Raw genomic sequence first — 13,293 nt, 5'->3', positions numbered from 1 at the left:
TGCATAGGCAGATGTTCAAGGAATTGGCGACCCTGTTTGCGCTGTGCGCGGGGTCGCTTTTGACGCTTCTGCTCATCGGGCGGCTTCTGCAACTGCGCGAACTGCTTCTGAACCAGAACCTCGGTCTCTTGGACGTGGGGCGCATGCTCCTGTATTTGAGCCCGTTCTTCCTGCTTCTGCTCATCCCCATCGCGTGCATGCTCTCCGTGTTTCTGACGCTTCTGCGCATGAACACGGACCTTGAGACCACGGCCCTTCGCGCCTCGGGCGTAAGCCTGTACCAGCTTTTGCCCGCACCGATACTGCTGGGCACGCTGTGCACCCTGGCCGCTTGGTGGATTTCCTTCCACGGGCTGGCGTGGGGCATGGAGAATTTCCGTTCCACCATGCTCGAACTCGCCCGCTCCAAGACGCAGCTCGTCCTGCAACCCGGCGTGTTCAATCGCGAGTTTCCCGGCATCACACTCTATGCCCAGCAAGCGGACGGCGCCAGCGGAGAACTGCGCACCGTGTTCGTCAAGGACGCCACGCGCGGAGACTCCGCAGCGACCATCCTCGCCCCGGAGGGCAGGGTACGCACGGACACCGAGCGGGGCGAAATCGTCTTCCAGCTCCGCAATGGCCGCATCTACCGCGAGGAACCCAAGGGCATGAGCGTCATAGGCTTCGGCACCTATCAGGTGAAGATGGACCTCTCGAAGATGCTCAGCGGCTACAAAATCGGCGAGATGCGTCCCAAGGAAATGTCGTGGAGCCAGTTGAACCAGATCGCCGAACGCAACGAGCGCGAGGGCCTGAACGACAACTCCGCGCGCAAGGTGCAGGTGGAAATCCACAAGCGCCTCGTGCTGCCGCTGGCCTGCCTCGTATTGAGCCTTTTCGCCGTGCCGCTGGCGTCCATGTTCAGCGGTCTGCATCGGCACTGGGGCCTTCTGCTCGCGCTTGGCTTTTTCCTCTTCTACTACACGCTGTTGTCCCTCGGCCTGTCCCTCGGCGAAACCGGAGCCATGCCGCCCGCGCTGGGGCTGTGGCTGCCCAATGGCGTCTTCCTGTTGACCGGGCTGTACGGCCTGCGGCAGGCCGCGCGGGAGCGCTCGTTCACGGTGATCGAGCGCCTGCGCCACATCAAGCTCTTCGGCAGGAGGACTGCGGATGTTCGCTAGAACCCTCCACACCTACCTCCTGCGCCAGAATCTGTTCTACCTAATGACCTGCCTCGGCGTCGGCGCCGGGCTGTACCTGATGACGGACATCTTCGACCGCCTCGACGACTTCATTGAAGCGGGGTTGGGCTTTTCCACCGTGGCCCTGTACTTCACGGTGAAGCTGCCGCTCATCATCTCGCAGATTCTTCCGGCGGTGTTCCTGCTGTCCGTGGTGGCCCAGCTGTGCCTTATGGCCCGCCACCGCGAGCTGCTGGCCCTGCGCGCGGGCGGCATTTCCTTCGGCCGCCTGTCGTCGTTCTACATCGCCTACGCCCTTGCGTGGTGCGTGATCCAGCTCGTGTTCTCGCAATTCGTGGGCGTATACGGCCAGCAGACATCCTCGCACATCTGGTCCGAGCAGGTTCGCGGCAACATCGCCGAAAACACGGTCCTGCGGAATCTGTGGTTCAAGGACGGCGACCACATCGTGGAGATGGAACGCGCCTATCCCTTGCGCCACGAAGCCGAAGGCGTGACCATCTACGAACTTGCGCCCGACCGTGGCTCCATGGTTCGCGTCTACTCCGCGCAAAGGGCGGAGGTTCGCCAGGGCCACTGGCTCCTGCACGAGGCGCGGGTTCTGGACCCGCAGACCTTCAGCAAGGAAACTCGCCCGGAGCTTGAGCTTGCGCTCTCGCAGGACATCGCGACGTTTCTGGTCATCGATCCGGACACGGACCCGGCCCAGCTTCCGCTGCGACAGCTCTCGCAGGTCATCGACAGGCTGGAAGTCTCCGGCTCCAACGTGGAGGGTCTGCGCACGGCGTGGCACAGCAAGTGGGCCTACGCCTTCTCCATCCTGACCATGAGCATTCTGGCCATGGCCATGGTGACAATCTTCGAGAACATCTACCTCAACATCGGCCTGTCGCTGGTGCTGACCTTCGCCTACTACGCGGTGTTCATGATCGGCCAGACGCTGGGGCAGGGTGGACTGATGCACCCGGCCATCGGCGCATGGCTCGGCAACATCGTCTTCTGCCTGCTTGGCGGGGCGCGGCTTGCGTGGTGCGCACTGCCCACCCGCAAGGAGCATTGAGCCGTTCATCGCGAACGGAAGTCCATGGACGCAAAAAAGGCTGCCGGATGAAACCACCCGGCAGCCTTTCTCTTTTCTGAAACGCGATGAAGGGCTATTCGGCCGTGGCTCCAGCCGCCTCGCGCATGGCGCGCCACAGGGCGTCGCGCCCCATTCCGGTCTTGGCGGAGCAGAGCAGGGGCAGGTTCTCGGAACCGAGGATGTTCTGCCACTGGCGCTGGCGCTGGGCGCAGTCCTTCTGCTTGGTCTTGTCGATCTTGGTCAGCACGGGAATCATGGGAATGCCCGCGCCCTGAAGGTAAGAAACGAGTTCGAGGTCGATCTTCTGCGGCGTGAGGCGCGAATCCAACAGCACAGCCACGGCACGCAGCCAGTGGTTGTTGCGCAGATAGGCATCGATGAGCTTGCCCCATTTCTCGCGCTCGGACATGGAACAACGGGCATAGCCGTATCCCGGCAGGTCCACGAGGTAAAACTCGTCCGGCTTGACGCGGTAGAAATTGAGGCTTCTGGTCTTGCCGGGGGTGGCGCTGATCTTGGCGAGGCTCTTACGCCCGGCCAGACAGTTGATGAGCGAGGACTTGCCGACATTGGAGCGGCCAGCCATGGCCACCTGCGGGGCGGGCATCTCCTCCAGCTGGTTCATGAGATAGATCGTCTTTTCGAGTTCGAGGGTCGGATTCATATGGGATCCTGCGCGGGGCGCGTTTTGCGTGTTTCGGCTTTCGGCCCGGGCGTCGTGCCGGGACGGCGAGTATGCACGGATTCTTTCGATTTGCCAACCAACGGCGAAACATATAATACATAGGCGCTTGGGACGGATGCCACCCGGAGCCGTCCCCTGTCATTTCCAAAGGATACCCGAACATGGCGAAACACACGATACTCGTGCTCAACGGCCCGAACCTGGGTCATCTGGGCGTGCGGCAACCGGAAATCTACGGCTCGCGCGGCATGGATGATGTCCCGGCGCTGGTCGATTCGCTTCTGGGCACCGCGTCCGGCAGCGTCCAACTCGTCTTCGACCAGAAGAACGGCGAAGGGGAGTTGATCGACCGGCTGGAGAAGGCGCGGGAGGACGGCGTGGACGGCATCGTCTTTAACGCCGGAGCCTACACGCACACCAGCCTCGCGCTGGCCGACTGCCTTGCCTGGATAAGGATTCCCTTTGTGGAGGTCCACATTTCCAACGTGTGGGCCAGACCGGAGGAGATCCGCCACCATAGCTGGATCGCCCGCCATGCGGTGGGCGTGATAGCCGGTTTCGGAATCGAATCCTACGCCCTCGCGGTGGCGGCGCTGGTCCGTCGCCTCGAAGAGGCACAAGCGTAAAGAAATTCTGGAAAATACGTTATTTGGGAGGATGAATGTACTCGACTACCGATTTCAAGAACGGCCTCAAGATCGAACTCGACGGCACCCCCTTCGAGATTCTCGAACATCAGCACCACAAGCCGGGCAAGGGCGGCGCCATCATGCGCACCCGCCTGCGCAACCTGCTGAACGGCCGTGTCATCGACAAGACCTTCCGCTCCGGCGAAAAGGTGGAGAAGGCCGACGTCGAAACCCGCACCATGCAGTTCCTCTACCACGAGGGCGCTACCGGCTTCGTGTTCATGGACATGACCTCCTACGAGCAGATGGAAGCGCAGGCTGACCAGCTCGGCCCCACCGCCGCCTTCCTCGTTGACGGTCAGGAAGTGAAGATCATGCTCTACAAGGGCCGCCCCATCGACCTCGACATGCCCGCTTCCGTGGTCATGCAGGTGGTCGAGACCGAGCCCGGCGTGCGTGGCGACACCGTGAGCGGCGCCACCAAGCCCGCCACCCTGTCCTCCGGCGTCGTGGTCAACGTCCCGCTGTTCATCAACACCGGCGACATGATCAAGGTCGACACCCGCTCCCGCTCCTACCTCAACCGCGAGTAGCCTCGCAGAGAGTACAAGAAACCGTCGCGCGCCACGCACTCGGCGCGGCGCGCGACGGACGCGAAATCATCATGGAGGAACCCACGACGAACGGCGCCAAACTCCTCAAGGAGATCATGGCTCTCGCGCTCGCATTCTGGGCAGTTCTGCTGCTCGTCTCGCTGGCCACCTACAGCCCCCACGATCCGAGCCTCAATCAGGCCGTGAGCAGGGGATACGTGGTCAAGAATGCGGCAGGGCTCATCGGCGCCTATCAATCCGATCTACTGGTCATGCTCTTCGGCCTGTCGAGTTGCCTGCTTCCCCCGGCACTCGCGGCGCTGTCCGCCGGAAACTTCGTCCGCAGGCTGTTCCCTGCCTGGTGGCGATGGCTCGGCGTTTTCCTCTTCTTCCTGTGCCTCACCAGCTTCGGCTCCACGCAGTGGGCGCGCGAGCACCTGCACGCCGGCGACATCCGCGGTGGCGGGCTGCTTGGCGCTGTCCTCTACAACGAGGCGCAGTACTACCTGCGACCCACAGGGGCCTTCCTGATTTGGCTGTTTTCGACCATCGTCTCGCTGCAACTCATGTGCGGGATGACGTGGGGCGCGTTCGCCAAGCGCGTACAGATGCGCCTTGTCGATGCGTGGACCAAGTTCAGGGAGCGCCTGTCCCGCAGCCGCCGCAGGCAGGACGACAAGGACGAGCCGAAGACCGAAGAGAAAACCCGACGCGGTCTGCTCTCGCCCAAGCCGCGCAAAAAGCGCGTCAAGGACGAACCCGCCGCCAAGGACGCCTCCACCGTGGACGAGGAATACGTTCCGAATCTCGGTAGGGCGGCCGCACAACCCGAACCAGCCACACCCCCGGCTCCCAAGGCCGCCCACGCGCCCATCCCCACGGATATGTCGGGTCCGCCGCCGATCGAGTATCTGGAGGCCCCCGGCAACAACGAGGACGTCATCCCCAAGGACGTGCTTGAAACCAAGGCCAAGGATCTCGAAACCTGCCTGTCGGACTTCGGCATTCAGGGCGAGGTGAAGGACGCCGTGCCCGGTCCCGTGGTCACGATGTTCGAATACAAGCCCGCGCCCGGCGTGAAGATCAGCCGCATCGCCAATCTTTCAGACGATCTGGCCCTTGCGCTGCGTGCCAGCGCCGTACGCATCGAAGCTCCGCTGGCGGGCAGGGACACCGTGGGCGTGGAAATCCCCAACGAAAAGCGCCAGACGGTCTATCTGCGCGAGATCATCGAATCGAAGGACTTCCAATCCTCCAAGTCGCTGCTCACGCTGGCCCTTGGCAAGGACATCTACGGCAGGCCGCGCGTGGCCGATCTGGCCAAGATGCCGCATCTGCTGGTGGCCGGTGCCACCGGTCAGGGCAAGAGCGTCTGCCTGAACTGTCTGCTTTTGAGCTTCCTGTACAAGGCCGCACCGGACGAGCTGAAGCTCCTGCTGGTGGACCCCAAACGCATCGAACTGTCCGTGTACTCGGAGTTGCCGCATCTGGTGCATCCCGTGGTCACGGACATGGCTCTGGCCAAGAACGCGCTGGACTGGGCCGTCTATGAGATGGAAAAGCGCTACGACTCCATGGCCAAGCTCGGCGTGCGCAACATCGAGGGCTTCAATGCCAAGCTGAGGAAGCTCGGCGACGACCGCCCCGAGGGATGCGAAGAGATGCAGCCACTGCCGTACCTCGTCATCGTCATCGACGAGTTGGCGGACCTCATGCTCACCGCGCGCAAGGAAGTGGAAACCTCCATCGTGCGGCTGGCGCAGTTGGCCCGCGCGGCGGGCATCCACATGATCCTCGCCACGCAGCGGCCGTCCGTGGACGTCGTCACCGGTCTCATCAAGGCGAACTTCCCCAGCCGCATCGCGTTCACCGTGACCTCGCCGCAGGACTCGCGCACCATCCTCGACACCGTGGGTGCAAACCACCTGCTGGGCAAGGGCGACATGCTCTTCAAGCCCGGCGGCGGCAAGAACGTCCGCGTTCACGGCGCACTGGTGGGCGAAGAGGAAATCGGCCTGATCATCGACTACTGGAAGGCCAAGGCCAAGCCCGAGTTCGAACTCGACTTCGGCCAGTGGTCCAAGGAAGGCGAGGTTGGCGGCAGCAACGGCGATGGCCCCAACGGCTCGGACGGCATCCCGGACGATCCCGTCTACGGGGAGGCCGTCCAGTTCGTAATGGAGCAGGGCAAGGCGTCCATTTCGCTCATCCAACGGCGCTTCCGCATCGGCTTCAACCGCGCGGCGCGCTTCGTGGAGCAGATGGAGCAGGACGGCGTGATCGGCCCGGCGGACGGCAGCAAGCCGCGCAGGGTCATCACGGGCAGAGAATAAAAAAACGACGAAAAAGCGCCCGGAGCTACGCGAAATAGCTATAGCTCCGGGCGCGATATCTGGACTTTTCCGCGAAAGCGGCGCATTCCCGTCCATGAATGCAGTGTGTTTTTCACGGCTTTTCTCGACGTGGACCGCAACAGGAAAATGTTTCGGAGGACGAATGCCCCTGTTCAGACTCATGGCCATCGCCATGTCCCTGTACTTCCTTTTCCAGCCCGTGGCCGCGCATGCCGACGAAACTGATGGCAACGCCACGGAAATCACCGCGAGCATGCAGCGCCAGTACGAGGCCCTCGGCGCATTCCGGGCCGACCTCGTCCAGAAGCTGACCAACGCTGCCAGCGGATCGACACAGACCCGCACCGGAACCCTCGTCTTCAAGCAGCCCGCGCTCATCCGCTGGCAGACCGAAAGCCCGGAGCCGGAGCTTCTGGTCGTCGGCAGCGACAGGGTATGGGACTACTTCCCGGACGAGGAGACCGCCTACCGCTACACCACGGATCAGGTGCTCGGCTCCAAGACCATGCTGCGCTTCCTGTCCGGCAAGGCGCGCCTCGACGAGGACTTCTACGTCTCCGTCGTGGGGCGCGACAACGGATACATCAAGATGGAGCTGGTCCCGCGCGATCCGGAGCCGTCCCTCGTGCAAGCATGGCTGTGGCTCATCCCGGAAAGTAAGCTCCTGCACCGCGTGGTCATCGTCGATTTCTTCGGCAACGAGAACGACGTCACGCTCAAGAGCATCGTGCTCAATCCGGAGCTGCCCGCCAGCACCTTCGAGTTCACGCCGCCCAAGGGCACGGAGATTCTCGACACCCCGAAGGACTAGGGCGCAATCCCGAATCCCATCGGCAGCGGCGCACAGCCTGAATGCCGAAATCGCACGCGACACGACAAAAAGGGCGGCATCCTCACACGGGGATGCCGCCCTTGCCATTATCGGCGAAAAACCGTCCACAACTCCCGCATCGCGGGAATCATCATATTCTAACGGGGCTTGCGACCGGAACCGGGGCCCTTGCCGCGCCGGGGACCATGCCCGGAGCCGCGCGAACTATCGGAGCCGGAACCGCGACGGTCATCCGAGCGCCCGGAGCGCCTGTCGTCGCGTCCGCCGCTACGGCCACCGTCGGAGCCGTATCCTCCGCGCGAACCGGAAGGCTTGCGGCCATACGGGCGATCCTGCCCGCGTCCACCGGACGGCCTACCATCACGATCGCCACCGGGGCGCGGACCACGGCGCTCGCCGCGCTCGTCGTCACGTCTAGGGCCAGAACCGCGACGCTCATCACGATCATCGCGGCGCTTGGGACCACGGCGGTCGTCGTCACGGCCATAACCACGCTTCTCACCGCGATCATCACGGCCGTAGCCGCGTTTTTCACCACGATCATCACGGCCGTAGCCGCGCTTTTCATCGCGGTCATCACGGCGAGGGCCACGACGCTCGTCACGCGAGGAGCCGCGGCGGTCGTCATCGCGACGGCCGTCCCTGCGCTCATCGCCACGGCCGTAGCCGCGACGGTCGTCACGGTCTCCACGGTCGTCACGCCTCGGCGCACGGCGTTCCTCGCCCTCGGCGTCACGCCACGGATCGCGACGTTCGCCGCGCTCGTTGTCACGTCTGGGACCGGAACCGCGACGCTCATCATCGCGACCGTAGCCGCGCTTCTCACCACGATCATCACGACCGAAACCGCGCTTCTCGCCACGATCATCACGGCCATAACCACGTTTTTCGCCACGATCATCGCGGCCGTAGCCGCGTTTCTCACCACGATCATCACGGCCGTAGCCGCGCGTTTCACCGCGGTCGTCACGACGAGGACCACGGTGTTCGTCGTGCGAGGAGCCACGGCGGGCGTCGTCGCGACGGCCGTCCCTGCGCTCATCGCTACGACCATAACCACGACGGTCATCGCGGTCTCCACGGTCGTCGCGCCTCGGCGCACGGCGTTCGCCGCGTTCGTCGTCACGTCTGGGGCCGGAACCGCGGTGCTCGTCACGATCGTCGCGACGCTTGGGACCGCGGCGCTCGTCATCGCGGCCATAGCCACGCTTCTCACCGCGATCATCACGGCCAAAACCACGCTTCTCACCGCGATCATCACGACCGAAGCTGCGTTTTTCATCACGATCATCACGACCGAAACCGCGCTTTCCATCGCGCTCGTCACGGCGAGGACCACGGTGTTCGTCGTGCGAGGAGTCACGGCGGTCACCATCGCGGTCGTCACGACGGGCACCTGCCTTGCGCAAGGGGCGGAAGCCGCCGCCATGCACGGATTCGCCGTTCGATTCGTCATCGGTGCGCCACTCGCCACTCGCCTTGTCGTCTCGCTCCTCGGAAGAGGCATTGGACGTGGCGAACGGGGAGGCAAGGCCAACAGCCTGCCGCAGCGCGGCAACTTCCTTGTCCGTCAGTTCCCGAACCTCACCGGTGGGCAGCGTGCCGAGAAACACCGGCCCCTGACTCACGCGCTCAAGGCGCAGGATGGTCAGCTCAAGGTCGCGGCACATGCGGCGAATCTGGCGGTTCACGCCCTGAACGAGGGTCATGGTCAGCATAATGCTGCCGCTTCGTTCCTCGGCCGCGTCCACACGCACCGGGGCGAGGCGTTCGCCCTCGGCAAGGGTCATGCCCGAACGCATCCGGCGCAGCTTCTCCTCGGTCACCTCACCGCGTACGCGGACATGGTAGACCTTGGGCAGGTGCCAGCGGGGATGCATGAGGCGGTTGGCGAGGTCTCCGTCCGTGGTCAACAGCAGCAGGCCTTCGGAATAGAAGTCCAGCCGCCCCACGGGAAAGACTCGCCGACGGCGGTATTCCTCGGGCAGGATATCGACGACGGTTTGACGCGCCTGCGGATCGCTCACCGTGGTCACGACCTCGATGGGCTTGTTGAGGGCAAGGTAGAGGTTTTGATCGCGCCCCGGCACGATGAGGTTGATGGTCTTGCCGTCGACCTCAAGAACGTCGTTCTCGGGATCGACCCGCATGCCGGGCTGGGTGACGATCACCCCGTTGAGGCGCACCACGCCGCTTTCGATCAGTTCGTCAGCAGCGCGGCGGGAGCAGACTCCCGCCTGCGCCAGTACACGATTGATGCGCAGAAGACTCTCCGCGCCATCGGAAGGGGTCCCCTTGGAGGGACCACCGGGTTTGTGTTTTGTCATGCCCCGTAACTAGACGGTAATGACCTTCGTTGCAAGCTGAAGACTCGTGACCACGTCGAGCATATTCGTGGTTTCGCCCACGGCCTTGCGGTCCAACAGGCCGAAATGATCAAGACAAGTGCCGCAAACGAGAATCGTTGCGCCCATTTCCTCAAGAGCCTTGATTTTTTCGCAGCAGGGATTGTCAGCCACGGTGAGCCGCACGCCGCCGTTGACCAGCACCACGCGCCACAGTTCGGGACCGAACTCCGGCAGCGTGGCAAGGAAGTTGAGCATCAGCTTCTCGCCCAGCGCATCGTCGCCGCTACCGAGGACATCACGCTGAATGAACACGGTCACCTTCTGCTCCAGAGCGGCCATTTCATCGGCGCTCATGGGACGGCAGACAGGGCACGCACCGGCCGGGGAGGGCGCGGCGTCGGAAGATTCAGCGGCGCGACGGCCAACCACGGCCCATCCGCCATCGACATTCTCAACGCTCGTCTCGTAACCACGGGTCGCAATGAAGCGTCCGACGTTCTCGCGCGCGGCCTCGTTGTCGACAATCACCGCAAATTCGGCGGGCTGTTCCGTCTCCACCAGCTTCCGGGCGTTCAGGACAGGCTGAGGGCAGGCAAGTCCCTTGCAGTCCAGAATTCTTCTCGTCATGTGAGGTACTCCTTTGCCTGCATGGAACAACCGTGGGGCCTTTGGGTCAAATAGATAATTCCAATCGCCTCTGGCGTGTCCCATCGAAAACGCCACTAGCGGAGCGGGAGGGGCCACGCCTGTACCGGCGCGAACTTCTGCGGGATATTTTTCTGGATTTCGGGCCGGTAATTTCTTATCTGATTCGTTTGCGCGGCGGCTCAAACAGCCACTCGCGACAGATTCGCCGCCGCTGCCGACTTCCGACGCGACGCAAAGCCCGTCCGACATGGACCACGCCCCTCAACGCGGAACTACGCATGAAAATCAAGGTCGATCCCGTTCTTCTTTCCTATCCGCTATCATGGCTCTATCGGCTGTGGTGCGGCACCATCCGCATGGACATCGAAAACCGCGATGCCCTCGAACGGGTGTGGGCGCAGGGCAGGACCGTCGTCATGGCCTGCTGGCACAACGAACTGTTCCCGTATCCCACCATCCAGATGAACAGGCAGTGGACCGCCATCGTCAGCCTGAGCAGCGACGGCACCATCGCCACGGAACTGCTCAACCGGCTCGGCCTCGTCATCGCGCGCGGCTCAAGCTCGCGCGGCGGGGTGCGCGCCCTCATGAGCGCCTGCCGCCTCATTAAAAAGGATGGAAGGCAGGGCTTCGTGACAGTGGACGGTCCCCGTGGCCCTCGGCACGAGGTCAAGGAAGGCGTCATCTTCCTCGCGCAGAAATCGGGCTCCCTTCTGGTGCCCACGCGCATGGTTCCCTCGCGGGCCAAGATTTTCGACCGTTCGTGGGACAAGTTCGTCCTGCCGCTGCCCTTTTCGCGTTGCCGCATCGTCTTCGGCGAACCCTACGAGGTCACGTCCGAGAAGCTCGACGAGCAAACCCTCGCCGAGGAAACCCGCAAACTCGGGGAAAAGCTCCATGCGCTGGTCTAGGCCGCTTCTCGGCAGAAGCTCCGTGCCCGTGCTGTGCTACCACAACATGGGCGGCAACGGCATGCCATGGCAGAGCTTCACGCGCCAGATTCGCTGGCTGCGCGACAGCGGCGTGAGGACGCTATCCCTCACCGAACTAGACGCCTTCCTCGGCGGCGAACCGCTTTGCGCGCCCTCGGTCCTGCTTACGTTCGACGACGGATTCCGCGACCTGCACACCCGTGTCGCGCCGCTTTTCGAGGAACTGGGACTCCGGGGCACCGTCTTCGTCATCAACAATCGCATCCGCCCCGAGGACGAACCGGGCACCAACGAAGACATCATCGCCCACGAGGCACACCGCGCCTTCCTGACCGAAGGCAACCGCTCCGCATGGCTCAGCGAATCCGAACTCACGGACCTCGTGAAGCGCGACCTTTTCGACGTGGGCAGCCACTCCGGCACGCACGTCATGGGCATCGTGTCTCCGCACGAGCGTCCCGAGAAGCCAGAACACTGGGCCTATGCCCGGTGGCATGCAGGGCTGGAGCAGGGCGAACTGCCCAGAATGGCACCAGAATTCACGACGCACCTCTTCAATGCCGAAGCTGGCCGTCCCGAAACGGACGGGGAATTCTTCGCTCGCGTGCGCGACAATCTCGCCGCCAGCCGCAGCGACCTCGAACGCCGCCTCGGCAAGGCGGTGACGTCTCTCGGCTGGCCGTGGGGCAAGGCGCATCCCATTGCTGTGGACGCCGCAAAGGCCGCAGGGCTGCGCACGCTCTTCACCCTCGCCAACGGCCCCGTGACGGCAGGTTCCGACCCCGCCGCCATCAATCGTCTGGAAGTCCGGCGCGGCAAGGGCCCGAGCTGGTTCACAAGCCGCACCATCATCTACAGCCACGCGACGATTGCCGCCCTGTACGCCGGAATGAGGATAGGATGAGGGAAATCGTCTACGAATTGCTAGCCCGCTCGATGCAGGGCATGAGCCTCGACGCCATCGACCGCTGGGGCGCTCGCATGGGCGACCTGCTTTGGCTCACGCTACCCGAACGTCGCCAGATGGCCACCGAGACCATGGCCCGCCAACTGGATCTGCCGCTCCACACGGCCCAGCGCATGGCCCGCAACAGCTTTCGCAACACCGGGCGCTCGTTTCTGGAAATTCTGCTCAGTTCACGGGTAGACTGGCGTTTCATCCACGAACGCCTGCACATCGCCACGCCGGATGCGTTTCGCGCTTTTCAGGACCTCGATCGACCGGTGGTCATCGCCACTGCGCACATGGGCGCGTGGGAACTCCTCGCCGGCATCTATCAGCTTCTCGTCCACAAGCACCCCAAGCAGATCGTGGTGCGCCGTCCCAAGGACGAAGCGCTGCATCGGCTCATGACGCGCCTGCGCAGCCGTCCGGGCGTGGACGTCATCCCGCACCGCATGGCCGCGCCGCAGGTGTTGCGCTGCCTGCGAAAGGGTGGAGTGACAGCCTTTCTCGTGGACCACAACAGCAGCACGTCCGAGGCGCTATTCATGCCGTTTCTCAAGGACATCGCCGCTGTGAACATGGGCCCGGCCCTGCTGGCCGTGCGCGCCGAGGCCTGCATCTGCCCGGTCTTCATAATCCGCAACGGGCAGGGCGGATACGAGCTGCACAACGATACACCGCTGGACACGCGCACCCTCACCGGAAGCCGCGACGAACGCATCCAGAAGGCCGCCGAGTTCTACACCCGCGCCGTGGTCCGCATGATCCGCGCCTATCCGGAGCAGTGGTACTGGCTGCACAGGCGCTGGAAAACTCAACCGCCAGAGGGCTGGCGCTACGGCGGTCCGCTTCTCGAAAGCTAAAGCTTCGCTTCAAGTTCTCCAATCCAAGGCGGCGCGTGCCGCCTTTTTTCATGCGCAAAATCGGTGCATTACGCGTTTTTCCCCGCCAGACGGGAGCAGGCGGCCACCGCTCACCACACGGGGACGCCGAAGCCGATTGAACTCGCTCGGCTTTTCATGCAATGATGTGCCTTTGACGGGACGCTACGCGCCACGGTA

The 13,293-nt window shown here is 63.5% G+C and carries 12 protein-coding genes; 9 read left to right on the top strand and 3 right to left on the bottom strand.

Features of this window, described 5'->3' with window-relative positions:
- Nucleotides 1-11: 11 nt before the first annotated feature.
- Nucleotides 12-1,163 carry an LPS export ABC transporter permease LptF gene (gene lptF, locus GGQ74_RS02370; protein WP_167939932.1) on the top strand — a complete coding sequence of 384 codons (1,152 nt, stop codon included), beginning with the start codon at nucleotides 12-14 and terminating at the stop codon, nucleotides 1,161-1,163.
- The gene (locus GGQ74_RS02365; protein WP_167939931.1) at nucleotides 1,153-2,244 is read left to right on the top strand and encodes an LptF/LptG family permease; all 1,092 of its coding nucleotides are present in this window, start codon (nucleotides 1,153-1,155) and stop codon (nucleotides 2,242-2,244) included. Before lptF ends, GGQ74_RS02365 begins: the two co-directional genes overlap by 11 nt.
- 94 nt (nucleotides 2,245-2,338) lie before the next feature.
- On the opposite strand, the gene yihA is transcribed toward GGQ74_RS02365, so the two are convergent.
- Entirely contained in the window at nucleotides 2,339-2,929 is a 591-nt protein-coding gene (yihA, locus tag GGQ74_RS02360; RefSeq protein ID WP_167939930.1) for a ribosome biogenesis GTP-binding protein YihA/YsxC, read from the bottom strand.
- A 182-nt stretch (nucleotides 2,930-3,111) separates the two neighbouring features.
- On the opposite strand from yihA, the gene GGQ74_RS02355 reads away from it, so the two are divergent.
- The 4 genes from GGQ74_RS02355 (at nucleotide 3,112) to lolA (ending at nucleotide 7,337) form a co-directional block, all read left to right on the top strand.
- A complete protein-coding gene (locus tag GGQ74_RS02355) occupies nucleotides 3,112-3,576 on the top strand; it encodes a type II 3-dehydroquinate dehydratase (RefSeq protein WP_167939929.1) in 465 nt (154 codons plus the stop codon).
- Between the two features lie 35 nt (nucleotides 3,577-3,611).
- Nucleotides 3,612-4,172: an elongation factor P gene (gene efp, locus GGQ74_RS02350; RefSeq protein ID WP_167939928.1), complete on the top strand. Its 561-nt coding sequence runs from the start codon at nucleotides 3,612-3,614 to the stop codon at nucleotides 4,170-4,172.
- Nucleotides 4,173-4,243: 71 nt separating this feature from the next.
- Nucleotides 4,244-6,505: a DNA translocase FtsK gene (locus GGQ74_RS02345; protein WP_167939927.1), complete on the top strand. Its 2,262-nt coding sequence runs from the start codon at nucleotides 4,244-4,246 to the stop codon at nucleotides 6,503-6,505.
- 163 nt (nucleotides 6,506-6,668) lie between these two features.
- The gene (lolA, locus tag GGQ74_RS02340; RefSeq protein ID WP_167939926.1) at nucleotides 6,669-7,337 is read left to right on the top strand and encodes an outer membrane lipoprotein periplasmic chaperone LolA; all 669 of its coding nucleotides are present in this window, start codon (nucleotides 6,669-6,671) and stop codon (nucleotides 7,335-7,337) included.
- A 158-nt stretch (nucleotides 7,338-7,495) separates the two neighbouring features.
- On the opposite strand, the gene GGQ74_RS02335 is transcribed toward lolA, so the two are convergent.
- The gene (locus tag GGQ74_RS02335) at nucleotides 7,496-9,685 is read right to left on the bottom strand and encodes a pseudouridine synthase (RefSeq protein ID WP_167939925.1); all 2,190 of its coding nucleotides are present in this window, start codon (nucleotides 9,683-9,685) and stop codon (nucleotides 7,496-7,498) included.
- Nucleotides 9,686-9,694: 9 nt separating this feature from the next.
- Nucleotides 9,695-10,333 (bottom strand): sulfurtransferase-like selenium metabolism protein YedF, encoded by a 639-nt coding sequence (gene yedF, locus GGQ74_RS02330; protein ID WP_167939924.1) that lies wholly within the window; start codon nucleotides 10,331-10,333, stop codon nucleotides 9,695-9,697.
- A gap of 299 nt (nucleotides 10,334-10,632) precedes the next feature.
- On the opposite strand from yedF, the gene GGQ74_RS02325 reads away from it, so the two are divergent.
- From GGQ74_RS02325 to GGQ74_RS02315, 3 genes are read left to right on the top strand one after another with little or no spacing between them, the layout of a single operon-like run.
- Nucleotides 10,633-11,265: a lysophospholipid acyltransferase family protein gene (locus GGQ74_RS02325; protein ID WP_209280054.1), complete on the top strand. Its 633-nt coding sequence runs from the start codon at nucleotides 10,633-10,635 to the stop codon at nucleotides 11,263-11,265.
- A complete protein-coding gene (locus GGQ74_RS02320) occupies nucleotides 11,252-12,190 on the top strand; it encodes a polysaccharide deacetylase family protein (protein WP_167939923.1) in 939 nt (312 codons plus the stop codon). The genes GGQ74_RS02325 and GGQ74_RS02320 overlap by 14 nt, the downstream gene beginning before the upstream one ends.
- Entirely contained in the window at nucleotides 12,187-13,095 is a 909-nt protein-coding gene (locus GGQ74_RS02315) for a lysophospholipid acyltransferase family protein (protein WP_167939922.1), read from the top strand. The genes GGQ74_RS02320 and GGQ74_RS02315 overlap by 4 nt, the downstream gene beginning before the upstream one ends.
- Nucleotides 13,096-13,293: the final 198 nt, after the last annotated feature.

The organism is Desulfobaculum xiamenense (genome assembly GCF_011927665.1).
Classification (GTDB): Bacteria; Desulfobacterota; Desulfovibrionia; order Desulfovibrionales; family Desulfovibrionaceae; genus Desulfobaculum; species Desulfobaculum xiamenense.
The sequence above is the reverse complement of the archived record's forward strand: the minus strand, read 5'-3'. Positions and strand labels throughout refer to the sequence as shown.